General features: G+C 69.7%; 25 protein-coding genes. 13 read left to right on the forward strand and 12 right to left on the reverse strand.

Going from position 1 to position 22,891, the window contains the following annotated elements:
• Positions 1-135 precede the first annotated feature (135 nt).
• The 7 genes from ACFWNN_RS20185 (at position 136) to ACFWNN_RS20215 (ending at position 8,376) form a co-directional block, all read left to right on the forward strand.
• Positions 136-642, forward strand: coding sequence for a SigE family RNA polymerase sigma factor (locus ACFWNN_RS20185; RefSeq protein WP_382441444.1), 507 nt, complete (start codon positions 136-138; stop codon positions 640-642).
• The gene (locus ACFWNN_RS20190; RefSeq protein ID WP_382441445.1) at positions 639-1,562 is read left to right on the forward strand and encodes an LCP family protein; all 924 of its coding nucleotides are present in this window, start codon (positions 639-641) and stop codon (positions 1,560-1,562) included. The genes ACFWNN_RS20185 and ACFWNN_RS20190 overlap by 4 nt, the downstream gene beginning before the upstream one ends.
• An 83-nt stretch (positions 1,563-1,645) precedes the next feature.
• Positions 1,646-4,405, forward strand: a complete 2,760-nt coding sequence (locus ACFWNN_RS20195) for an AAA family ATPase (RefSeq protein WP_382441446.1) — start codon at positions 1,646-1,648, stop codon at positions 4,403-4,405.
• A gap of 143 nt (positions 4,406-4,548) precedes the next feature.
• Entirely contained in the window at positions 4,549-5,469 is a 921-nt protein-coding gene (locus ACFWNN_RS20200) for a hypothetical protein (protein ID WP_382441447.1), read from the forward strand.
• Between the two features lie 91 nt (positions 5,470-5,560).
• A complete protein-coding gene (locus ACFWNN_RS20205) occupies positions 5,561-6,079 on the forward strand; it encodes a TetR family transcriptional regulator (protein WP_382441448.1) in 519 nt (172 codons plus the stop codon).
• 20 nt (positions 6,080-6,099) lie between these two features.
• The gene (locus ACFWNN_RS20210; RefSeq protein ID WP_382441449.1) at positions 6,100-7,194 is read left to right on the forward strand and encodes a nucleotide disphospho-sugar-binding domain-containing protein; all 1,095 of its coding nucleotides are present in this window, start codon (positions 6,100-6,102) and stop codon (positions 7,192-7,194) included.
• 36 nt (positions 7,195-7,230) lie between these two features.
• Positions 7,231-8,376: a glycosyltransferase gene (locus tag ACFWNN_RS20215; RefSeq protein WP_382441450.1), complete on the forward strand. Its 1,146-nt coding sequence runs from the start codon at positions 7,231-7,233 to the stop codon at positions 8,374-8,376.
• Between the two features lie 15 nt (positions 8,377-8,391).
• Here the strand turns inward: ACFWNN_RS20215 and ACFWNN_RS20220 are convergent, their stop codons facing one another.
• Positions 8,392-8,775: an STAS domain-containing protein gene (locus ACFWNN_RS20220; protein ID WP_382441451.1), complete on the reverse strand. Its 384-nt coding sequence runs from the start codon at positions 8,773-8,775 to the stop codon at positions 8,392-8,394.
• 102 nt (positions 8,776-8,877) lie between these two features.
• Complete coding sequence (locus ACFWNN_RS20225; protein WP_382441452.1) at positions 8,878-9,873, reverse strand: FAD-dependent oxidoreductase; 996 nt, start codon at positions 9,871-9,873, stop codon at positions 8,878-8,880.
• A 70-nt stretch (positions 9,874-9,943) separates the two neighbouring features.
• On the opposite strand from ACFWNN_RS20225, the gene ACFWNN_RS20230 reads away from it, so the two are divergent.
• Together ACFWNN_RS20230 and tuf are read left to right on the forward strand one after the other, a co-directional pair.
• Positions 9,944-10,813, forward strand: coding sequence for a LysR family transcriptional regulator (locus ACFWNN_RS20230; protein ID WP_382441453.1), 870 nt, complete (start codon positions 9,944-9,946; stop codon positions 10,811-10,813).
• A gap of 204 nt (positions 10,814-11,017) precedes the next feature.
• A complete protein-coding gene (gene tuf / locus ACFWNN_RS20235) occupies positions 11,018-12,199 on the forward strand; it encodes an elongation factor Tu (RefSeq protein WP_382441454.1) in 1,182 nt (393 codons plus the stop codon).
• 336 nt (positions 12,200-12,535) lie between these two features.
• On the opposite strand, the gene ACFWNN_RS20240 is transcribed toward tuf, so the two are convergent.
• From ACFWNN_RS20240 to ACFWNN_RS20265, 6 genes are all read right to left on the reverse strand, one after another.
• Positions 12,536-13,486 carry a TIGR03557 family F420-dependent LLM class oxidoreductase gene (locus ACFWNN_RS20240; RefSeq protein ID WP_382441455.1) on the reverse strand — a complete coding sequence of 317 codons (951 nt, stop codon included), beginning with the start codon at positions 13,484-13,486 and terminating at the stop codon, positions 12,536-12,538.
• Entirely contained in the window at positions 13,483-15,240 is a 1,758-nt protein-coding gene (locus ACFWNN_RS20245) for a thiamine pyrophosphate-requiring protein (RefSeq protein ID WP_382441456.1), read from the reverse strand. The genes ACFWNN_RS20240 and ACFWNN_RS20245 overlap by 4 nt, the downstream gene beginning before the upstream one ends.
• Positions 15,240-15,959 (reverse strand): metallophosphoesterase, encoded by a 720-nt coding sequence (locus tag ACFWNN_RS20250; RefSeq protein WP_382441457.1) that lies wholly within the window; start codon positions 15,957-15,959, stop codon positions 15,240-15,242. The genes ACFWNN_RS20245 and ACFWNN_RS20250 overlap by 1 nt, the downstream gene beginning before the upstream one ends.
• The gene (locus ACFWNN_RS20255) at positions 15,956-16,204 is read right to left on the reverse strand and encodes a BON domain-containing protein (protein ID WP_093592439.1); all 249 of its coding nucleotides are present in this window, start codon (positions 16,202-16,204) and stop codon (positions 15,956-15,958) included. The genes ACFWNN_RS20250 and ACFWNN_RS20255 overlap by 4 nt, the downstream gene beginning before the upstream one ends.
• Positions 16,167-16,757, reverse strand: a complete 591-nt coding sequence (locus ACFWNN_RS20260; protein WP_382441458.1) for a nucleotidyltransferase family protein — start codon at positions 16,755-16,757, stop codon at positions 16,167-16,169. The genes ACFWNN_RS20255 and ACFWNN_RS20260 overlap by 38 nt, the downstream gene beginning before the upstream one ends.
• Before the next feature lie 76 nt (positions 16,758-16,833).
• Positions 16,834-17,334, reverse strand: a complete 501-nt coding sequence (locus ACFWNN_RS20265) for a GNAT family N-acetyltransferase (RefSeq protein WP_382441459.1) — start codon at positions 17,332-17,334, stop codon at positions 16,834-16,836.
• 86 nt (positions 17,335-17,420) lie between these two features.
• Here ACFWNN_RS20265 and ACFWNN_RS20270 point away from each other — a divergent pair, with 86 nt between their 5' ends.
• Complete coding sequence (locus tag ACFWNN_RS20270; RefSeq protein WP_382441460.1) at positions 17,421-17,645, forward strand: zinc-ribbon domain-containing protein; 225 nt, start codon at positions 17,421-17,423, stop codon at positions 17,643-17,645.
• A gap of 58 nt (positions 17,646-17,703) precedes the next feature.
• Here ACFWNN_RS20270 and ACFWNN_RS20275 read toward each other — a convergent pair whose 3' ends face one another.
• A complete protein-coding gene (locus ACFWNN_RS20275) occupies positions 17,704-18,288 on the reverse strand; it encodes a DUF998 domain-containing protein (protein WP_382441461.1) in 585 nt (194 codons plus the stop codon).
• 141 nt (positions 18,289-18,429) lie between these two features.
• Between ACFWNN_RS20275 and ACFWNN_RS20280 the strand changes: the two genes are divergently transcribed.
• Together ACFWNN_RS20280 and ACFWNN_RS20285 are read left to right on the forward strand one after the other, a co-directional pair.
• Positions 18,430-19,113 (forward strand): SRPBCC domain-containing protein, encoded by a 684-nt coding sequence (locus ACFWNN_RS20280; protein WP_382441462.1) that lies wholly within the window; start codon positions 18,430-18,432, stop codon positions 19,111-19,113.
• Positions 19,110-19,931 carry an alpha/beta fold hydrolase gene (locus tag ACFWNN_RS20285; RefSeq protein ID WP_382441463.1) on the forward strand — a complete coding sequence of 274 codons (822 nt, stop codon included), beginning with the start codon at positions 19,110-19,112 and terminating at the stop codon, positions 19,929-19,931. The genes ACFWNN_RS20280 and ACFWNN_RS20285 overlap by 4 nt, the downstream gene beginning before the upstream one ends.
• On the opposite strand, the gene ACFWNN_RS20290 is transcribed toward ACFWNN_RS20285, so the two are convergent.
• From ACFWNN_RS20290 to ACFWNN_RS20300, 3 genes are read right to left on the reverse strand one after another with little or no spacing between them, the layout of a single operon-like run.
• A complete protein-coding gene (locus ACFWNN_RS20290) occupies positions 19,841-21,046 on the reverse strand; it encodes an MFS transporter (protein ID WP_382441464.1) in 1,206 nt (401 codons plus the stop codon). The two genes, ACFWNN_RS20285 and ACFWNN_RS20290, sit on opposite strands and share 91 nt — an antisense overlap.
• 28 nt (positions 21,047-21,074) lie before the next feature.
• On the reverse strand, positions 21,075-21,653 hold the full coding sequence (locus tag ACFWNN_RS20295; protein WP_382441465.1) for a Pr6Pr family membrane protein: 579 nt from the start codon (positions 21,651-21,653) through the stop codon (positions 21,075-21,077).
• Between the two features lie 23 nt (positions 21,654-21,676).
• On the reverse strand, positions 21,677-22,075 hold the full coding sequence (locus ACFWNN_RS20300) for a DUF2000 family protein (RefSeq protein ID WP_382441466.1): 399 nt from the start codon (positions 22,073-22,075) through the stop codon (positions 21,677-21,679).
• A 50-nt stretch (positions 22,076-22,125) separates the two neighbouring features.
• Between ACFWNN_RS20300 and ACFWNN_RS20305 the strand changes: the two genes are divergently transcribed.
• Positions 22,126-22,887 carry an AraC family transcriptional regulator gene (locus ACFWNN_RS20305; protein WP_382441467.1) on the forward strand — a complete coding sequence of 254 codons (762 nt, stop codon included), beginning with the start codon at positions 22,126-22,128 and terminating at the stop codon, positions 22,885-22,887.
• Positions 22,888-22,891: the final 4 nt, after the last annotated feature.

Here is a 22,891-nt window from a genome sequence, read left to right on the forward strand (position 1 = left end):
ACATGAAAAGGATTCATTCCGAAATCCGTCCGAACCGAGACATCGGTGAGCCGGGCCACAGAAGTCGATGCAGCGGATCGGACCGCCGGCGGGGTTTCCCACTCCGCAAGCGACCGCGAACGAGAAGGGGGCGGCGTGGGGTTCGACCAGTTCGTCCATGATCGGCTGGACCGGCTGTTGGGGTATGCCACGGCCATCACCTGCGACAAACACCTGGCGCAGGACATCGTGCAGAACGTGCTCATGCGCGCGCAGGGCAAGTGGGAACGCATCGGCGCGATGGACGCGCCGTACCTCTACGTGAAGCGCATGGTGACGAACGACTACCTGTCGTGGCGTCGCCGCAGGGCCGCGAGAGAGATTGCTGTCGAACGCGCGGAGCTCGCGCAGCACGTGCCGTCGACGGCGGACCCGGCTGACGCGCACGCCGAAGGCGACGCCATGCGCGCGCGGATCGCCGTGCTGCCGCGCAAGCAACGTGCGGCGTTGGTGCTCCGGTTCTACGAGGACTGCTCCGACGCGGAGATCGCACAGGTGCTCGGGTGCACGGAATCGACCGTGCGCAGCCAACTCTCTCGTGCGCTCCAGACGTTGCGCACCCACGAACTCGCCCGATCCGCCACCCTGGGGGTGCAAGCATGAACGACCTGATCCGTCAGGCCATCGAGGCCGAGGCCGAGGAGCGCGTCGACTCCCGGACGGTGCTCGCGAACCTGCACAAGCGCAAGAAGAAGCCGTTCGGGCTGATCGTCGGTGTCGCCACGCTGACCATCGCCGCCGCGGCCGTCGCCGTGATCGTCCCGACGACGATCAAGAAGACCGATGCCTCCCCCGCCGCGCAGCAGCCGGCGACAGCGCAGAACGTGCTGCTCATCGGCATGGACGACTTCACCAAGACGGACGCGCTGATGCTCGCGCGGTTCCGGGCTGACGGCGCGGCCGTCATGATCGTCTCGCTGCCGAGAGACATCTTCGTGGACGACGAGAAGCTCAACGACCTGTACCGGAAAGACCCGAAGCAACTGGCCGCGGCCGTCGAGCAGACGACCGGCGTGAAGGTCGACCACTACGCCGCCGTGACGATGTCCGGCTTCGCCCGGATCTCGCAGCTCATCGGCGGGGTCGAGGTGTGCCTGAAGGCAGCGGCGACCGACCCGGTCACCGGGGCGAGCTTCCCCGCCGGGCGGCAGTCGCTCGAGGGTGAGCGAGCGCTCGCGTTCCTGCGCCAGCGCCACGGCCTCGCGAACGGCGACCTGGACCGGGTCAAGCGGCAGCAGGCGTTCCTCGTCGGGCTGGCCTCGCAGATCACCAAGGAGAACGCACGCGAACTCGCCCAGGGCGCCAAGGGGATGTTCGTCGTGGACGACGGCTGGGACGTCCTGGAGTTCGCGCAGCGGTTCACCGGTCCGCTGGGGATCAGCGTGTCCACGCTGCCGGTGGAGTCGGAGGTCTGGCGGGAGACCGGCTCCGGCTACCAGATCGACCAGGCCAAGGCGAAGGAGTTCGTCGGCAAGGCGCTCGACGGCGGCGACACCTCCGGCGGAGACGGCTGCGTCGACTGATCACTCGGATGGAGCATCAAGTCGCTCTTCTGCGCAGCCGATGATCTGCATGTAGCGCGCGAGACGGCCGCTACGATCAATTCGTGCGCGAACCACTTGAACGTGACTCTGAGATCGCGCACATTCGTGAAGCTCTCGACGCAGCCACCCGTGGTGAGGGTCGCGTCGTCGTCATCGAGGGCCGTGCGGGCATCGGCAAGACCAGGCTCGTGCACGAGTGCCGCGAGCTGGCCAAGGAGCGCGGGTTCGGCAGGCTCCAGGCGGTGGGCGACGCCCTGGAGAGCGCCATGGCGTGGGGCGTCGTCCGGCAGATGGTCGAACGGTCCGTGTCGCGGTACTCGGGCGAGGTCCGCGAGAAGATCCTGGCCGGGCCGTCCGGCGCGGCGCTGAAGGCGCTCGACGACGCCGCGCTCGACCCGAGCCAGGCCGAGCTCGCCCGCACGTTGCACGCGCTGTGGTGGGTCGCGGTGGACCTCTCGTCCACCCGGCCGCTGCTGATCACGGTGGACGACGCGCACTGGGCCGACCACTCGTCGCTGCAGTTCCTCGTCTACCTGTCGCGCCGGATCGCGGACCTGCCGATCGCGCTGGTCGTCGCCACGAGGCCGCCGCTCGACAACTTCGGGCCGCTCGCGCAGCTCAGCGTGTCCGCCGACCGGTTGCTGCCGCGCCCGCTCACCGCGGACGCGCTCGGCGAACTGGTCGGCGGGCACCCCGAGGTGATCACCGCCCTGCACGCGGCGAGCGGCGGAAACCCCTTCCTGTCCGGGGTTCTGGTCGACGAGCTCACCGCGCTCGGCCTGCCCCTGGACGAACCGGCGACGGCGGAGAAGGTCGGCTCGCTCGGCCCCAGCACGGTCTTCCGCGCCACGCTCGGGCGGCTGCCGGCCGAGGCGGTGGCGCTCGCGGGCGCCGTCGCCGTGCTCGGCACGCACGCGGACCCCTGGCAGTCGGCGGAACTGGCCGAGGTCGCCGACCTCCCGGCCGCGGTCGAGGCGCTCACCGCCGCCAACGTCCTGCTCACCGGCGAGCAGCTGGAGTTCGCGCATCCCGTTGTGCGGGAAGCGGTTCTGGCGAACCTGGGGCCGATCGCCCGGGCTTCGCTGCACGCGCGCGCAGCGAAAGCGTTGCAGGAAGCCCACGCTCCGGCCGACCGGATCGCCGCGCATCTCGTCCACGCTCCCAAAGGGACACTGCCGAACGCCGCCGAGGTGCTCAGGAAGGCCGCGGCGGCGTTGCTCGCGGCCGGTGATCCCCGCACGGCGGCAGGACATCTGACCCGGGCCGTCGACGAGAAGCCCGCGGACGCGGGACTGCGCGCCGAACTCGGTCGCGCACTCCTGCGGGTCGGCGACGCGGTCAACGCGCACCGGCACCTCAAGGCCGCGGCACAAGGTCTGCCGGACGCCGAGCTCGTGGCGGCAGCGGCATCGGCCACGGCAGCGCTCGAAGGCCCGGCGGCCGCCATCACCGAACTCACCGAGGCCATCGACGCACGGCCCGATGGCGAGTCACGCCTGCACCTCGAAGCACGGCTGGCGGTGTTCCGCTCGTTCCTCCCCGACCAACGCCAGACCGCGTCGGCGCACCTCAGCGCGTACGCGGGCCTCGCCGGCGGCACCCCAGACGAACGCACGCTCCTCGGCCTTCTCGCCCAGATGGGGCGCTACGAGGTGTGGCCGCACGAAGAGGTCGCCACGACCGCAACGCGCGCGCTCGCGAACGGCGCCTACCTCGACGACGCGACGGGCAGCACGGACGCGATGGTCGCCTGGCTGGTCGCGTTGCTCGCGCTGATGGCTGCGGACGGCGTCGACACCGCACGGCACGAGATCGAGCGAGCCAGGCTGAAGGTCCGCGCCCACGGCTCCCCGATCGAGTTCGCGATGGTCGCGAACGCGTCGCTGTTCCTGAACTGGCGCTGCGGAAACATGCAGGCCGTCGAGGCGGAGGCCGAGGGCGCGCTGGCCGCCGTCGCGCACGAGGACCCGGTGTCCGAGGTGATCAGCCTTCGCGCCACCTCGACGCACTTCGCGGTCTACGCGGCCCTGGAACGAGGTGACGTCACGGCCGCGAAGGCGTTCACGACGGCGTTCGACGGCAGGCACGCCGACGCCCGCCTGACCATGCCGATGATCTGGCTGCACGAGGTGCGCGCGCTCACCGCGTTGGCCGAGAACGACCCGAAACGCGCGATGTCCGAGGCCTACCGCCAGCGCGACGCGATGCACCAGGTGCACGTGGACCCGCCGACGATCCCGTGGCGTGCCCCGGCGACGAGGGCCGCGCTCCTGCTCAACCAGCACGAACTCGCCCTCGAACTGGCCACCGAACAGCTCGACGTCGCCCGGAAGTGGGGCGCGGCGACCGAACTCGGTGCCGCCCAGCGCCTGCTCGCCCACGCCGACCCGGACGAGCGCCTGCCCCTCCTCACCGAGTCGGTCAGCACTCTCGAAGACTCCCCCTCACGCCTGGAGCTCACCCGCTCGCTCGTCGACCTGGGCGAAGCGCTGCGAGTGGCGAGGCGCAGGTCAGACGCCCGAGAACCGCTGCACCGGGCCATCGAACTGGCCGAGGCGTGCGGCTCGACCGTCCTGCAGACCCGCGCCTCCGAGGCGTTGGAGGCGCTCGGCGACCGGCCACGGCGCCACGTCGTGCTGGGGGCGGAGGCGCTCACGGCGTCCGAACGCAGGGTGGCCGACCTGGCGGCGGCGGGCCGGGCGAACAGGGAGATCGCGCAGGAGCTGTTCGTGACCCCCAAGACCGTCGAGAACCACCTCGGCCGCATCTACACGAAGCTCGGAATCGCAGGTCGCAGGGACCTCTCCCGAGTACTCGCCTGAGACAGAGCGACGTGGGGGTGTCCCTGATACACCCATCTTTCGGCCCCGGACGTTGAGGGTCGTTCCCTCATGCCCTTGGGGGTTCGCCTCGGCGAATCTTGTGTCACCGCAGGGGAACACAGGAACTCGAAGGGGACACCGAAATGATCCGCAACGCTCTCATCGCCGCCGCCGCTCTGACCGCCGTCGTCGCTCCCGCCACCGCGATGGCCGACCCGATCATCGGCACGCCCGCCCCGTGCGTCGGCGCCTCCGACCTCGTCGGGCCGCAGTTCAACGTCAAGAAGTGCGGCGTCAGCGACGTGGACCAGCACCGCGCCGGCCTGGAGAGCAACGGCAACGCCTACTGCGGGCCCGCCTCCCTCTACAACGTCCTGCACTACTGGGGCCACGAGAAGAACGCCCCGGTCGGCTGGCTGACCACGAAGGTCGGCAACCTCGATCCGAAGGACCCGGCCGACTTCAGCGTCATCACGAACTCGATCTGGCGCATCGGCGTGGACTCGAAGTACAACGGCGGCACCAACCTCACGAACCTCCGCAAGGCGTGGGACATCGCCACCAAGCCCGCCCGCGACGCCGGTTGGAGCACCTCCACGGGCGTGGTGAGCACCAACGACGTCAGCGACTTCGGCGGTGAGCTCGCCAAGAAGCTCAACGAGGGCCCGATCCAGCTGGTCTACGGCCGCTACAAGGCGGGCCCCACGACCGGGTCGTTGCAGCGCAGCGGCGGTCACATCGTCACGGTCGTGTCGGCCACCGGGTCGTTCAACGGCAACACCATCCAGCTCAAGCTCGCCGACCCGGGCCGCGCGGGCGACAGCGGCCAGGGCAACTACCTCTACACCCAGTCCGCCTACGAGTCGCTCGACGTCACGCTGACCAAGAAGGTCCTCAACGAGTACGTGCCGGTCAAGGACGACGAGGACACCCGCGAGGACGAGTCGCAGCAGCCCGGCACCTACCGCACGGTGACGCGCTGGGAGCTCACCGGCCCGCGCTACGTCAGCGACACGACCCGGCAGATGGTCGAGGGCTTCAACTGGTTCGACATGGCCAAGTGACTCTGTTCGAGGCACCTGCTTGAGGTAACTGCTTGAGGCAGCTTGGGGCCGCGCTCTTCGGGGCGCGGCCCTTTCGCCATAGCCTGAATCCATGCCCAGCCGCGATCGGGAACGCACCCGCCGCCGGTTGCTGGACGCCGCGTTCGTCGAGTTCGCCGCCTACGGGATCGCCGGGGCGCGGATGGAACGCATCGCCCGCATCGCCCGGTGTTCCGCGGGTCTCGCCTACACCTACTACGGCGGCAAGGACGAGCTGTTCGACGCCGTGCAGTCCGAGGTGGTGCACGCGTCGTCGGTGGAGTTCGACGCCTTCGACCTGCCGGGCTACGCGGCCCGGCTGTACGACCTGCAGCACCAGCACCCCGAGCTCGCCCGGCTCGCGACGTGGCAACGGCTGGAGCGGCGCGGGGCGGTGAGCCGGGCCGCGGACGTCGAGGCGATCAGGTCGGCTCAGGAGCTGGGGCTGGTGTCCACGCGGTTCGCCGCCGAGCAGATGCTGCAGCTCGTGCAGGCGATCGCCTCGATGTGGGCGTCGGCGCCGTCGAGCTCGGACCACGTGGTGCGCCGGCAGACCGTCGAGGACGCGGTGCGCCGGCTCGTGGAGCCCTGAACGAGGGTTAACGTGGAGGTATGCGTGTTCTCGTGGTCGCCGCTCCCCTCCTCGGTCACGTCTTCCCGGTGATGCCGCTGGCGCTGGCGTTGCGCGAGGCGGGCCACGAGGTCGTCGTCGCCACGGGCGGCGAGGCGTTGCGGGTCGCCGATTCGGGACTGCCGGTCGAGGACGTCGTGCCGGCGAACGTCCGCTTCGGACCCATCGCGCTGCGCATCATGCTGACGCATCCGTTGGTGGCCAAGAGGGAACTGCGCGGCAGCGGCCGGCTCGACTTCGTGTCACGCCTCTTCGGCGCGGTCGGGGACGCCATGACGGCGCCGTTGCGCGCGCTCGCCGATCGGTGGCGGCCGGACGTCGTGGTGCACGAGCCGCTGGCCGCCGCCGGGTCCGCGCTGGGCGTGCCGTCGGTGGTGCACGACGTGTCGTTGTTCGACGGGCTGGAGCTGACGGCGGCGGTCGGCGCGCGGATGAAGGCCGAAGTGCGTTCTCCCGCAACGGTTCTGCGCACGGCACCGGCGTCGCTCGCGGAGTTCGCCGGGGGTGAGCCGATGCGGTTCGTGCCGTACAGCGGGGACGGCGAGGTGCCCGACTGGCTCGCCGGGCCGTCCGGGAGGCCGCGCATCCTGGTCAGCCGGAGCACCGCGCCAGGTCCCGGCGCCGGGCGGATGATGGCGGCGGTGGTGAAGGCGGCCGAACGGGTGGACGCCGAGTTCGTGCTGGTGCGTCCTGACCGGACCGGCGGGCTGCCGGAGAACGTGCGGACCGTCGGGTGGGTGCCGATCCCTCGGGTGCTGCCGTTCTGCGACGGGATCGTGCACCACGGCGGCGCGGGGACGCTGCTCGGCGCGCTCGCGGCCGGGGTGCCCCAACTCGTCGAGCCGGGGCCGGGTGACCGGACCGCGCACGCGACGGCGATCACGGGTCGTGGGGCGGGGCTGCGGGCCGAGCCGCGCGAGGTGACGCCAGACCTGCTGACCGCCCTGATCGAGGACGCGAAGCTCCAGCGGGCGTCCGGCGAGGTGCGCGCCGAGATCGCCGCCATGCCCTCACCGGCCGATGTCGCCGATCGGTGGGAAAGTGTCCTGCATCGGGGTCAAGATTTACGCGAATGACTCCCGAACCATTCGGTGAGCACCTAATGTGTCCGCGTGCGCATTCTCTTTTCGAGCCTGGGCTCGCACGGACACGTGTATCCGATACTTCCGCTCGCGATCGCCGCCCGCGAGCAGGGACACGACGTTCTCTACGCCGTCGACGGAGGATTCCACGCGACGGTGGAAAAGCTCGGCCTGACGGTGGTCGACGCGGGCATCAGCATCTGGGACGCGTTCCGCCAGGCCAACGAACTGCACGGCACGGGCGAGTTCCGGCGCGACATGCTGCGCCAGACGGCCGTCGACGCGTTCGGATCGCTGCTGCCCAGGGCGTTCGTGAACGATCTGGAGCCGGTGCTCGAGCGGGACAAGCCGGACCTCGTCGTCTTCGAGCTGATCAACCCCGGCGCGGGCCTCGCGGCGATGCGCGCGGGCATCCCGGCGGTGTGCCACGGATTCGGCAAGATGGACGGAGACCTCGTTCCGGAGGCAATGAGCGACCTCCTTTTGGAGTACGTCGCCGAACTCGGCATCACCTTGCCTGATGGGCATCATTACGGACTCGGATCGACTTATCTGGACGTCTTCCCGCCGTCTTTGCAGGACCTGGACTTTCTTTCGGATGTGGATCGCATTCCGATGCGACCCGTTCCGTTCGCGGAACCGGGCGAATTGCCCGATTGGGTCGTCGCGCACGAGAAGCCGCTCGTCTACCTCACGTTCGGCACCGCGTTCTCGAACCCGGACGTGCTGAAGACCGCCGTCGCGGGCCTCTCCGGGCTCGACGCCGAGGTGCTCGTCGCGACGGGGCCGCAGGTCGACCCGTCCGCGCTGACCGACGTGCCGGGCAACGTGCACGTGCTGCCGTGGGTGCCCCAGGCGGATCTGCTCGCGCACGCGGATCTCGTGGTGCACCACGGCGGCGCCGGCACCACGGTCGCCGCGATGACGAACGGCCTGACGCAACTCGTGCTGCCGCAGGGCGCCGACCAGTTCCGCAACGCCGACATCGTGCGGGACACCCGGCTGGGTGACCGGCTCGTCGGCGAGGACTTCACCTCGGACGCGCTGCACGAGCTGGCGCGGAAGTTGTTGCGGGACAACGACGTCAAGGCGGCGAACGCGACCATCAAGGCGGAGATCGCCGCCATGCCCGCCCCCGGCGAGGTCGTGCCGAAGCTGGTCGACCTGGCCGGGTGAACACGGGACCGGTGCCTACTCGGTGGGCACCGGTTTCAGCGCCGACAGCGCCTCGTCGACGGAGTCGTGCAGCCTGAGGACGTCCGCGACGCCCGTGACCTGCAACGGTCTCCGCACGGCGCGCTGCGGCGCGACGACGTGCAGCTTCTTGTTCTGCTTCTCGGCCAGCTCATGTGCGCTGATCAGCGTCGAGATCCCCGTCGAGCCGAAAAAGCTGACCAGCGTGAGGTCGGCGACGAGGGCAGGACCCGCGGTGGCGAAACCGAGCTGAACGGCGTCCAGCACGACGTCGGCCGTGTCGACGTCGATCTCCCCCTCCACCGCGATGACCACCACTCCGGCCACTTCCGTGGCACGTGCTGTGAGCAGCGGTGCTTCCTGGAACTCTTCTTCGTTCACCAGCACTCCCCGGTGGCCGAAGCGCACGAGACTCGGACTCCGAGCACGCTGTTGAACCCGGCTGCGTCCCCGACGTTACGGCCGTTGCCTGCCTCCCACAACCTACCTGGCGGCGTAGCGGAAGTTGCGCGAACGTCCGACCACGAACGGTCGGGCCTGGTCGAACACCTCTTCGTGCTGCCGCTCGACGCCGAGGTGCGGGGAGATGAGCTTGAGCAGGTGCGTCGCGCCGGTGCCGAGCGCGCCGCCGAGCGGGAGGAGGCCGAAGAAGATGTCCGTGCTCGATGATTCCGCTGTCGCCAGCGCACGTTGGAGCGCTTCCAAGGGCACGTCCTTCAGGAGGACGTTGTCGCCCTGGTAGGCGTGCGGCGGCAGTGGCCTGCCCGCTGCCTGCGCGAACGGCCTGACGCCGAACTCCTCCTTCAGCACGGGGGCGACGCGGAGCGGTCCGATGTCGAACGGTCGGGTGCTCGCGAAGGTGACGCGCACGACGTCGCCGAGGGTGGTGAACGCCGGGGTGACGTGGTCCGGCAGGTCCCAGCCTTGGAACGCCTCCAAGACGCGTTCCGCGTGCTCGGCCGCGAAGAACAGTTCGCCGGCGTGGACGTTCTCGATCGGCAGGAGCTCGAACTCCAGCGCGGTGACGACCTCGCCGACCTTCTCGGTCCTGGTCACGCGGTCGCTCGCGAGGCCGAACTCCCTTGCCAGCACGCTGAACCCGCCGCCGAGGGTGTAGCCGACGACCCCGACGTCGCTCGCGTCGCCGCTCAGCGGGGCGAGGCCGTGGTCCGCCGCCTGCTCGATCACCTGGTGCCACACCGCGCCCGCCTCGACCCTGGCGGTCCTGGTCGCGGGGTCGATCTGAACCCCGTTCAGGCGCCTGGTCGAGATGAGGACGCCGGTGGTGGCGGTGGTCAGGCCGTGGCCGGTGGTCTGGATCGCGTACTCGAGGCCGTGGTCCTCGGCGTGGCGGACAGCCTCCTCGACGTCTTGGACGCTCTCCACGGCGAAGACCACCTGAGGTTCGTGGCGGAGTCCGGTCTGGAAACCGCTGCGTTCCTCGTCGTAGCCGGGGTCACCGGGGTAGAAGATCTGCATAACTCCAGGGTGCGTGAGCTGCGAGTATATGTCCAAGATCTAGTTGTGCTGGCTTCTATAATCGTTGGTTATGGAGCTTCGGCAGCTGGAGTACTTCGTGGCGGTCGCGGAGTCGGGGTCGTTCACGCGGGCGGCGGAACGGGTGCACGTCGCGCAGCCCGGGGTGAGCGCGCAGATCCGGCGGCTGGAGCGGGAGCTCGGGCACGACCTGCTGGACCGGTCCGGGCGGGTGGTGACGCTGACGGACGTGGGCGCGGCCGTGCTGCCGCTGGCCCGGGCGGCGCTGGGGTCGGTGGAGTCGGCGCGGCGGACCGTGGAGGAGATGGCCGGGCTGGTGCGCGGGTCCGTGCGCGTCGGGATGGTCGTGTCGTGCGGGATCATGGACATGCCTGAGCTGCTCTCCGCGTTCCACACCTCGTTCCCCGCTGTCGAGATCACGTTGTCGGAGGCCAACTCCGACGCGCTCGTCACGTCCCTTGTGGACGGTTCGCTGGACTTCGCCCTGGTCGGGTACGCGGGTGAAGTTCCGGAAGGGCTGGCCGTCCGGGTGCTGGCCGATGAGCCGCTGGTGGCGGCCGTGTGTGCGGCAGATCCCTGGTACGGCAGGGAGTCCGTGCCGGTGGGCGAACTGCTGGAGCGCGGGCTGATCAGCCTGCCGCCGGGCACGGGGTTGCGCGGGGCGCTGGACGCGGCCTGCGGTGCGCGCCGGCCGCGGATCGCGTTCGAGGCGTCCGCTCCGCCGATGGTGGTCACGCTGGCGGAGCGCGGGCTCGGCCCGGCGATCCTCGCGGCGTCGATGGCCGGCGACCTGCACCCCGTGCGGATCACCGATCCCGTGCCGCACAGCAGGCTCGCGTTCGCGTGGCGTGCGGCCGGCCCGCACAGCCCGGCCGCGCGGGCGTTGATCGAGCTCGCGGAAAATGGGGTGACAGCGGTCTAGACCGCCTGTCACGATCACCGCATGTTCCTGACGGCTGAGCTGCACACGTGCGCGGGTGTTCCCGCGGACGCGCTCGCCGTCGCCTCGGCACAGCTGAACGGCGCGCGACGCTGACCCTTCTCCAGTCCATCCTTCAGGACCACTGGAGGAGGGTGGTAGCGGTCCACGGTTCTGAGCCACCGTTCGCCTTGAGGACACAGGAAGATGAAGCAGGAGTTCGTGCGCGCCAAGCCGCACCTCAACATCGGCACCATGGGGCACGTCGACCACGGCAAGACCACGCTGACCGCGGCCATCACCAAGGTTCTGTCCGAAAAGGACCCTTCGGGCACGACCTTCACAGCGTTCGACCGGATCGACCGGGCGCCGGAGGAGCTGGCCCGCGGCATCACGATCAACATCGCGCACGTCGAGTACGAGACGCCGACGCGGCACTACGCCCACGTCGACATGCCCGGCCACGCCGACTACGTGAAGAACATGATCACGGGCGCGGCGCAGCTGGACGGCGCGATCCTCGTGGTGTCCGCGGAGGACGGCACGATGCCGCAGACGCGTGAGCACGTCGTGCTCGCCCACCGGGTGGGCGTGCCCTACGTCGTGGTGGCGTTGAACAAGGCCGACGCGGTGACCGACCCGGAGCTGCTCGACCTGGTGGAGCTGGAGATACGCGACCTGCTCTCCCAGTACGGCTTCGACGGCGACGCGACCCCGGTCGTCCGCGTCTCCGGCCTGCGCGCGCTCCAGGGCGACCCGGTGTGGACGCAGTCGGTGGTCGACCTGCTCGACGCCGTGGACGAGCACGTCCCGGTGCCCGAGCGGGACGTCACCGGCCCGTTCCTGATGCCGATCGAGAACGTCCTGACCATCACCGGCCGCGGCACCGTCGTGACCGGCGCGGTCGAACGCGGCGTGCTCGGCCTCGGCGACGCGGTCGAGGTGCTCGGTCTCGGCGACGCGGTGACCTCGGTCGCCACCGGCATCGAGACGTTCGGCAAGCCCATGCGGCAGGCGCAGGCGGGAGACAACGCCGCGATCCTGCTGCGCGGTGTGAAGCGCGGCGACGTCCGGCGAGGCCAGGTCCTGGCCCTGCCCGGCAGCGTCGCGCCGCACACCAGGTTCCGCGCGACGGTGTACCTGCTCTCGCACGCCGAGGGCGGCAGGCACACCGGTATCGCGACGAACTACCGCCCGCAGTTCCACTTCCGCACCGGCGACGTCGTCGGCGTGGTGGAGCTCGACAGGACGCTGGCCCTGCCAGGAGACACCGTCGAGGTCACCGTGGAGCTGGGCAAGGCGGTGGCGATGGACACCGGACTGGGCTTCGCGATCCGCGAGGGCGGCAAGACCGTGGGTGCCGGCACGGTCGGCGAGATCCTCGCCTAGGCGGCGGTCGACGGCCCGAGAAGGTGGTCGCGTCGCCATGAGGAGCGCGGTGGGACTTCTGTCCCGCCGCGCTTTTCACTGCACGGTGAGCATGGCGCGGAGGTCCGCGTTGTCGTAGCTGGGGGCGGATCGGGCCGTGCACGAATCGGGTCCAGATGGCGAGCGCGCGGGCGACGGCACCTGGATCGAAGTGCTCACGCTCGACCGTGGCGATGGAACGTGCCGTGGCCGCGGACACCCTGGCCACCTGTGGGATCGACCTGCGGGTCCGCTGGGCGCGGACGGGGCGCCTACGCGGCATGGCCCTTTCGGTTGGTCATGCCGCCACCCTAGTCGTCAGTCGTCGAGCAGCGGCACGACTTCCTTGGCCCAGAACTCGAAGAACTCCTGCTGTTGCGGCCCGATCTGCTGCACGTACACCTCGTCGAACCCGGCTTCGGCGAACTCCCGGACCTTCTCGGCGTACCTCTCCGGATCGGGACCGCACGGGATCGCCGAGGCGATCATCTCCGGCGTGACGAGCTGCGACGCCTGCTCGAAGTGGCGCGGCGTCGGCAGCACCTGGGCGAGCTCGCCCGGCAGGCCGTCGTTGGGCCACAACCGGTGTGCCGTGGCGACGGCGTCCTCCTCGGACTCCGCCCAGCACACCTTCAGGCCGCTCTGCGCCGGACCGCGGCCGCCTTCCGCGCGATACCGGGAGACCAGGTCGCCGGCCGGTCCCACCGACACGTAGCCGTCACCGCAGCGGGCCGCCAGCCGCACGGCCTTCGGGCCGAACGCCGAGACGTAGATCGGCACCGGGCGTTCGGGGACGGTGTAGAGGCGGGCGTTCTCCACCGTGTAGTGCTTGCCGTGGTGGGTGACCTCCTCGCCCTGGTGGAGCGTGCGGATCAGGGCGATGGCCTCCTCCAGCATCTCCAGCCGCACGTCGGCGGACGGCCAGTGGTCGCCCAGCACGTGTTCGTTCAGGGCTTCGCCGCTGCCGACGCCGAGGACGAAGCGGCCTTCGGTCTGGACCGCGGCGGTCGCGGCGGCCTGGGCGATGACGGCCGGGTGGATGCGGACGGTCGGGCACGTCACGGCCGTGGTGATCGGCAGGGTGACGGCCTCGGACAGCGCGCCGATCGTGCCCCAGACGAACGGGGACTGGCCCTGCTCGGCGTTCCACGGGTGGTAGTGATCGGAGATCCACAACGACTCGAAGCCGTGGTCCGAGGCCAGGCGGGCGTGCTGGACGAGCTCGCGCGGGCCGTGTTCTTCTGACGAGAGGAAGTAGCCGGTGATCACGGCAGCAGCTCCTGGATCTTGGTCTTGAGGCCGCGCGTCATCAGGTCCCAGGCGTCCGGGTCGCCGCGCAGCACGGCCTCGGTCATGTCCTTGATCTGCTCGAACGTCGCGTGCGGCGGGATCGGCGGCACGTTCGGGTCGCAGCGCACGTCGAGCACGGTCGAGCCGTCGAACGCGAGCGCGGTCTCCCAGGCGGTGCTCAGCGACGCCGGGTCGTTGACCTCGATGCCCTGCAGGCCGATGGAACGGGCGAACGCGGCGTAGGAGATGTCCGGAAGTGTTTGCGACTCCTCGAACTTCGGTGCGCCGCCCATGGCGCGCAGCTCCCAGGTGACCTGGTTGAGGTCGTTGTTGTGGAACACGCACACGACGCAACGAACGCCGTATCTCCGCAGTGTCAACAACTCCGCCATGCCGTTCATCTGCATCGCGCCATCGCCGACCAACGCGATCAACGGCCGGTTGGGCTGCGCGAAGGAGGCGCCCAGCGCATAGGGAACAGCGCACCCCATCGTGGCCAAAGTGCCGGACAACGACGACCGCACGCCGCCGCGGATCTTGAGCAGCCGGGCGTACCAGTTCGTCGCCGAACCGGAGTCCGCGGTGACGATCGCGTTGTGCGGCAGGCGTTTCGAGAGCTCGGAGACGATCCGCATCGGGTTGACCGGGTCGGCCGGCACCTGCGCCTGCCGTTCCACGACCTCCCACCAGCGCGCGACGTTCGACTCGATCGTCTCGCGCCACGAGCGGTCGGTCTTGCGCTCCAGCAACGGGATCAGCGTGCGCAGGGTCGCGCCCGCGTCGCCGACCAGGTTCACCTCGGTCGGGTAGCGCATGCCGATCACCCGGCCGTCGAGGTCGATCTGCACGCCCCGCGCGGCCCCGAACTTCGGCAGGTACTGCGAGTACGGGAAGTTCGAGCCGATGATCAGCACCGTGTCGCAGTCGCGCATCATCTCGTACGACGGCCGGGTGCCGAGCAGGCCGATCGAGCCCGTCACGTACGGCAGGTCGTCGGGCAGCACGTCTTTGCCCAGCAACGCCTTCGCGACGCCCGCCCCCAGGATCTCGGCCAGCGCGCGCACCTCGTCGGCGGCCTCGCGGGCGCCCTGACCGATCAGCACGGCGACCTTCTCACCGCTGTTGAGCACCTCGGCCGCGCGTTCGACCTCCTCCGGAGCGGGCACCACGGACGAGATCGGCCGGGACGGCGGGCTCGACGGGATGTACTTGAACTCGTGCTTCGGCGCCGCGTACTCCTGCTCCTGCACGTCGTTCGGGATGATCAGCACGGCCGGCGCGCGGTCGGCCGCGGCCGTGCGCATCGCCCGGTCCAGCGCGTTCGGCAGCTGCTCCGGCACCGTCACGTCGACCAGGTAGGAGGCGACGTCGCGGAACAGCGAGTGCAGGTCGACCTCCTGCTGGTAGCTGCCGCCCTGCGCGGTGCGGGCGGTCTGACCGACGATCGCGACGACCGGCACGTGGTCGAGCTTCGCGTCGTACAGGCCGTTGAGCAGGTGGATCGCGCCGGGGCCGCTGGTCGCGAGGCACACGCCGACGTCGCCGCTGAACTTCGCGAAGCCCACGGCGGCGAACGCGGCCATCTCCTCGTGCCGCGTCTGGATGAACTTCGGGTCGTTGTCCGCCTTGCCGAACGCGGCCACGATCCCGTTGATGCCGTCGCCGGGATAGGCGAAGACCTGGCGGACACCCCAGTCACGCAGTCTTTGGACGACGAAGTCCCCGACGGTCATCAGTTGTTCCCTTCCAGCACGTAGACCGTGTAGGCGGAGCGGATGATCGGCTGCGCGACGTTGCGCACGCGCACGCCGCCGGGGGTCATGCCCTGCTCGGTGCCGAAGTGCGCGTGGCCGTGCACGGCGAGGTGCGTGCCGGTGGCGTCGATCGCCTCGCCGAGCAGGTACGAGCCGAGGAACGGGTAGATCTCCGGCGGTTCGCCGCGCAACGTGTCCGGCACGGGCGCGTAGTGCGTCAGCGCCACCTTGACGTCGGTGTCCAGTTCGGACAGTGCGCCCCGCAGGTTCTCGGCGATCTCGCAGGTGTGCTGGATGAACGCCTTCATCTCGCGCTCGCCGAACGCGCTGCCGCACTTGCCGGCGAAACCGCCGCCGAACCCCTTCACACCCGCGATGCCGATCGAACGGCCGTGGGCGCGGTGGGTGAACGTCGTGCCCTCCAGCACGTGGATGCCCTTGTCCTGCAACGTCTTGGTGACTTCGAGCGGCTTGTCGTCGTGGTGGTCGTGGTTGCCCAGGACGGCGACGACGGGCACCGGCAGGTCCGCGAACTCGTCCGCGACGACCTCGGCCTCGGCGACGGTGCCGTGCCGGGTCAGGTCGCCGGCCAGCAGCAGGACGTCCGCGTGCTCGCCGACCTTCTCGAGCGCCGGCCGGAGGTGCCCGCGCATGTCCTCGCCGAGGTGGATGTCCCCGACCGCAGCAACCCGGATCATCGCAGGTCCTCCTCACCCTCCGGCTCGCCCGCAGGTGTCACGCGCACATCGTTGAAGATCGTCAGTTCGGGGGCGGCCTCGTGCAGGACCTCCTCCAGCGCGGCTCGGCGGTCCGCGCACGCCACGTCGCCGGAGAGCATCACGTGATCACCGCGCACGGTGACGCGCACTCCCAGCTCGGCGGTCCGCGGGTCCTCGGCCACCGCCCTACGCAGATTTGCCGCCAGGTACTGCTCGGAACTCATGGCCCCTCCCGATGATGTCGAGACGTTCGATGAGCATCAGAAACGCTTCGGCGTAAGGAGAGTCCTTGGTCTCCTCACGCACCTGCTCCCAGTCGATCTGTTCGCGCAACGCCCGTGCGAACGGCAGCAGCTCGCTGAAGTCGCACCGATGTCCGTCCAGCACGAGGAGCTTGCTGCTCAGCACGAACGTCGCCGGCATGACCGGCAGCATCACGGACCCGACCGACATCTCCTCGGCCATCGCGAGGACCTCGTCGGTCACCGGCCGCTCGTTCGGCCGGAAGAGCAGGTCCACCAGCGAATCGCCGTCGTAGACCTTCAGCAGCCAGTCCTCCGGCGGCTCCGCGCCGCGCAGTCCCTCCTCCACCAGCAGTCGCACGGCCTCGTTGACGTCCTCCTCCTTCACCAGGAGATCGACGTCGTGCTCGCTCACGGGTCCGCCGCGCGCGTAACCGGCACATCCACCGGTCAGGGCGAACGGGATCTCCGCTCCACGTAAGACCTTGGCGACCTTCGTCAACGTCATCAGCAGTTCGGCCTGCACGTCGCTCATGCACTCCGGGCTACCCGGACGGGGCGGAAGTGAACCTTGACAGAGGGGAAGGGGAGGGAGAAACCGGGCGGGGAGTTCAGTCCGTGGCGAGGCGCGCGTGGGTCTCGGTGTCGTAGCGGACGCCGTCGTAGAGCAGCCGCGCCCGTTCGACCCCCTCCACCGCGAACCCCGCCCCCGTCGCGACCCGGCAGGAGGCGGGGTTGTCCAGCCGGTGCGCCAGTTCCAGCCGGAAGAGTTCCAGCTCCGCGAACGCGAACTCGCTCACCGCCCGGCACGCCTGCGTCGCGATCCCACGACCCCGCGCCGATTCCAGCGTCCAGTACGAGATCCACCCGGTGAGGTGGCGGCGTTCGACGCTCGACACCGCGACGTTGCCGACGGGGACACCGGAGTCCAGCACGGCGAACGAGTAGGCGACGTCGTCCTCGCGGCGGGCCGTGAGCAGGGCGATCCAGTCCTCGGCGGCCGCGAGCGAGTCGATCGGGAGGGTGAACTGGCGGCTCATCCCGGGTTCGGCCGCCGCGGCGAGGATGGTCGGGGCGTCGTCAGGGGTCCAGGGCCGCAGCAGGGTGTCCACCTGTCCACCTTCTGAAGAAGGCGAACCGATCGCAACTCAGATGCCTCGCCGTGCGTCTTACGTGCAACCCGACATCAGGAGCGCTAATGGTCATTTTCGGCTGGCGGACGACGATCGAGACGGTGCGCATGCTGACGCTGGTGTGCGGGCACTGCCACCACCAGTCGGCGCACAACCTGTTCCGGCGCTACACGAAGCCGACCATCTTCTTCATCCCGCTGTTCACCGTCAGCAGCAGGTACGGGCTGCAGTGCACGTTCTGCGGGGTTCAGTACGACATCAGCAAGATGCACGCGCATCAGCTGGTCTGACAGGCCGGGCAACCGGGCGCGCCCGAGTCGGTGGTGACGCGCCCGCACTCCGGGCAGATCAGTTCGAGAAGGCAGGCCGGCTCAGCTTCAGGGACACGGCCGAGGTCCACAGCCAGCCGATCGTCGCGACCACGTACAGCAGCACCGTGCCGCCGGGGTTGCCCAGGAACGCCATCGGCACCATCAGGAGCACGCCCGTCAGGCCGCTCAGCATCGCCAGCCACCCTCCGAGCCTACGCGCGAACACGAAGCACGCCCCGATCCAGCCGATCATCGCGATCCCGAACGCGACCGCGTGCAACGCGCCGTGCCAGGACAACGACTCCGGTGGTCCGGCAGGCGCGCCGGCGGGGAAGCCCATGGCCGGATCGGCGACGAAGACACCGCCGAGGATCATCCCCACCCCCATCAGGCCGATCAGCCGCGCTCCCCACTTCGAGAACCGCGCCATGCCCGTGGCGGCGACCACGAACAGCGCGCCGCTGACGACGAAGTTCGCGATCTGGATCCAGCCGAGCGAGCCGAGGCTCAGCATGCTGAACGGATGTTGCGCCAGGTCGAAGCCCTCACGGGTGAACGCCTGGGCGTACCCGACGACGAGGTAGAGCGGACCGGCGACGACGCCACAGGCGATGCGGGACATGGGGTTCCTCCAGGAGGTCTCGGGTGCCTCATCACCGAATCACCGACAACTTTTTTTGTCAAGACTAGGTTCACTGTCTTGACGAAGAGAATCGTCGGGAGCAGGATGGGACCATCCACGAACCGAGCAAGGGGAGAGCTGATGGGCCACGAGTTCAGGAGCACCGACGAGATCGAGGTGCCGGCGTCCGTCGAGGACGTGTGGACGGCCATCGCCACCGGCCCCGGCATCGACTCGTGGTTCATGGGCCGCAACGAGGTCGAGAACGGCCAGGTCAGGATGGCCTTCGGCGGCTACCGGCCGACCAGCGAGATCACCGCCGAGGAACGGCTCAGGCACTTCGCCTACGACTCCGGCAAGGCGCCTGACGGCCGGTTCGTCGCCTACGAGTTCCTCGTCGAGGGCCGCGAGCACGCCAGCACGGTGCTGCGCATGGTCACGAGCGGCTTCCTTCCCGGCGACGACTGGGCCGACGAGTTCGAGGCCATGACGCTCGGCGGCGCGCTGTTCCGCCGCACGCTGCTGGAGTACCTCACGCACTTCCCCGGCCGCACGGCCCGTCCGCTCACGGTCTTCGGCCCGATGATCAGTGACTGGGACGAGGCCTGGAAGAAGCTCGACGCGGCCGTCGCCGAGAAGCTGCCGGACGCCGTCGAGTTCCACCGCAACGCCCACACGCTCGCCCTGCGCACCGACAGGGCCATCTACCGGTTCATGCGCGGGTTCTTCGGTCCCGTCATCGCCGCGCACCACGTCTTCGAGGGCGACGAGTCCGAACAGGACTGGCAGGACTTCCTCGACACCACCTTGGGAGAGCAGAAATGACGCGCTTCACGACTTCCGCCGACGGCACCGAGGTCGCCTACTCGATCACCGGCTCGGGGCCCGCGCTGATCCTCGTGGACGGCGCGATGTGCCACCGCATGTTCGGTCCGTCGACCGAGCTGGCCTCGGTGCTGGACAAGAACTTCACCGTCTACACCTACGACCGCCGCGGCCGTGGCGAGACCGGCGACGGCGCGACCGCGTGGTCGCTCGACCGCGAGATCGAGGACATCGACGCGGTCGTCAGGGAGGCCGGCGGCAGCGCGTTCGTCTTCGGCGTCTCCTCCGGCGCGGTGCTCGCGCTGGAGGCGGCCTCGAAGCTGCCCGGCATCTCCCGGCTCGCGCTCTACGAGGCGCCGTTCGTCGTGGACGACACCTACAAGCCGCGCCCGGCGGACATCGTGCAGCAGATGAACGACATGCTCGCGCGCGGCGACCGGGGCGGCATGCTCTCGACGTTCATGAAGATGGTCGGCGTGCCCGGCATCGGGCTCGCGGTCATGAAGCTGACTCCGGTGTGGAAGAAGCTCAAGCTCGTCGCGCACACCCTGCCGTGGGACCTCACGATCCTCGGCGACGACGGCCGCGGCTCCAAGCTCCCTGCCGACCGGTGGAACATCAAGGTGCCGACGCTCGCGATGGACGGTGGCAAGAGCCCCGAATACCTCCGCAACGCCATGAAGAACGTCGCGGAGGCGGTGGGAGCGGAGCACAAGACGCTGCCCGGTCAGACGCACATGTACAAGTCGTCCGTCATGGCGCCGGAGCTGGTGGAGTTCTTCGCACGGGCCCAGCGCACCGCCGGTCCCATCGCGTAACCCGCCACGACGAACAACCCGCCGACCGCGAGCCACCCGAGTGCTCCCCAGCCGAGCACGACGGTGGTGAGCAGGGCGGGGCCGACCATGCGCGCGACGGCCGTCCCGGTCGCGAAGAAGCCCTGGTACTGGCCCTGCCGGTCGGCGGGCGCGAGGGAGAAGCTGATCTCCCACGCCCCGGAGGCGAGCATCATCTCGCCCAGCACCTGCAACGCGGCGGCCACGACGAGCAGTCCGGCCGCCGCCCACGCACCGGAGCTGAACGCCGTCACCGCGAACACCGCGCAGGACGCGAGCATGATCAGCCCGGCGTGCCGCACCAGCACCGAGGCCTCGGCCAACCCGGTGGCACGGCGGGCGATCCGCACCTGGAACAGCACGACGCCCGCGGTGTTGAGCACCAGCAACGCGGCCGCGAGCCAGGTCGGCGCCTCGGTCCGCTGCACGATCCACAGCGGGATGATCAGGCTGAGCAACGGCATGTAGAGGAGCATCACCGCGTTGATCAGCGTGATCAGCGCGTACGGCCGGTCCTTCAGCACGTCGAACTTGCCCTTGGCCCTGGTCATCACGGTCTCCGGCAACGTGCCCAGCACGACCGCGGCGATCAGGAACGCGACGACGTCGAGCACGAACACGGCCGTGTACGCGACCTCGGTGCCGAGGTGCAACGCGAACCCGCCCGCCGCCGCCCCGATCGCGATGCCCGCGTTGGCCGTGGACTGGATCCGCGCACGGACCCGCGTGCGCTCCTCGGGAGTCGTCAGCCCCGCCAGCAACGCCTGCCGCGACGCCTGCAACCCGCTCTGGAAGCTCGCGTAGAGGCACATCACCACCACGAACGCGGCGAAGTTCCTCGTGAACAGCAGGATCGCGATGCTCGCCGCCGTCGCGCCGGCCAGCACGACCGCCGTGGTCCGCGGACCCAGCCGGTCGGCGACGTGTCCCAGCGCGACTCCGGCGACGGCGCCGACACCCCACGCGAGCGTCAGCGCGAGGCCGACGCGGGCCGCGCTCAGGCCCACGACCTGCGTGAAGTAGAGAGCCGAGACGACGAGGAAACCGCCGTCCCCGATGGAGTTCGTCAGCTGCGCGTACGCGAGTCGCCTGGTCATGTCTCAGACCGTAAGGCGACTATTGGCCCTAGTCGCGGGACAAAGACAACGCCCTTTTCTGGGCCAATTTGGTGCCGACCCAGGACACCGCGAACGACAGCGCGACGAACACCACCGCCACGAACACGCAGCCCACCGCGACGCTGCCGTAGCCGTGCGCACGCGGGTCCATGAACGGGTACGGGTACCAGCCGACGATCGGGCCCCTGACCAGCGTGTACACCAGGTAGGCGGCCGGGAACGCGAGCCAGGTCCACCACCGCCGCGTCTTCTCCGGCGCGAGCAGCCACTCCACGGCGACGAGGATCGGCACGATGATGTGCAGCACCCAGTTCGCGTACGCGGGCGTCTGCACGTCGATGCCCCTCAGCAGGAACGAGTACACGAGCCCCGTGGTGGCCATGTAGACCACGGCCGCGCCCCTGAGCTGCGCCGACACCGGCCGGAACACCCCGAGCAGCATCACGACGGCCGCGAAGACGTTCGACAGCACGGTGAAGAAGCTGAAGTGGTCGGCCGGCCGGAACCGGTCTCCCAGCACGACGACCAGGTAGACCTCGGCCGACAGCACCAACAGGAACACGGCCATCCGGAGCAGCTTGATCACGCACGCATTAGAACCCGGTTTCGTCAGGGGTGCATCCGCGCGCCCTTGAAGATCTTGTCGACCGCGTTCTTCTGGCCGTGCACGGCGATCCCGACCAGGTCGAGGTCCTGCGTGTGCACCTTGCGGACGGCCGCGCGGTTGTCGTCGTCGTTGCCGGTGGCGAACAGGTCCGCGGTGAAGATCGTCATGGCCTGGTCGCGGTTCAGCGCCCGCTCGTGGGCCTTCCTGAGCAGCTCGGCGTTGCCCTGGAGCACGACCACGGGCTGGCCGAACATCGGCAGGTACCGCACGTCGTCGGCATCGACGTACGGCTCGCCCTTGAGGGTCTCGGGGAGGCCGCTCACGAGGAACGCGGTGACGTTCAGCGCCTGCCATCCGGCCAGGTCGTCCCGCAGCAGCACAGCGATCTTGGTGTCGAACATGGACTCCACGATCGTGGGCAGGTGCCCCGGCGGTCTTGTACGTTTCTGACATGAGCACGACCGCGTGGAAACCCGCGGTGGACGGCATCAAGGAGGCCTTCCACGCGTCGTTCACCACGCACGCCTACCCGACGCACACGCACGACGCGTGGACGTTGATGGTGCTCGACGACGGTGCCGTGAAGTACGAACTGGACCGGCACGAGCACGGCGCGCTCGTCTCCGCCGTCACGCTGTTGCCGCCGCACGTGCCGCATGACGGGCGGTCCGCGTACCCGACGGGCTTCCGCAAGCGCGTGCTGTACCTGGACGGCACGGTGCTGCCGGACGACCTGATCGGCAAGGCCGTCGACACCCCGATGCTGCCCGATCCCCTGCTGCGCCACCGGGTGCACCAGCTCCACCTGGTGCTGGACGAACCGTTCGAGGCGGCGTCACGGCTCGCGTTGATCGCCGAGCGAGTCCAGCACCACTTCGCCGGCACCGCGCCCGTCGTGCACGCGGACCCGACGCTCGCCGACCGGCTGCGGCAACTGCTGGACGCCTCACTGCCGGAGGGCCTGTCCCTGACCGCCGCCGCGCGGGAGTTGCAGACCAGCCCGACTCACCTCGTGCGGGCGTTCAGCCGCCGGTTCGGGCTGCCCCCGCACAAGTACCTGACCGCGCGCCGGGTCGACCTCGCCCGCGGCTTCCTGATCGAGGGGCGACCGGCGGCGGAGGTGGCGGTGCTGGCCGGGTTCCACGACCAGTCGCACCTCACGCGCCACTTTCGCCGGGTGCTGGGTACGAGCCCCGGCCGCTTCGTACGCTGACACC

The sequence above is a fragment of the Lentzea sp. NPDC058450 genome, from assembly GCF_042721395.1.
GTDB lineage: Bacteria > Actinomycetota > Actinomycetes > Mycobacteriales > Pseudonocardiaceae > Lentzea.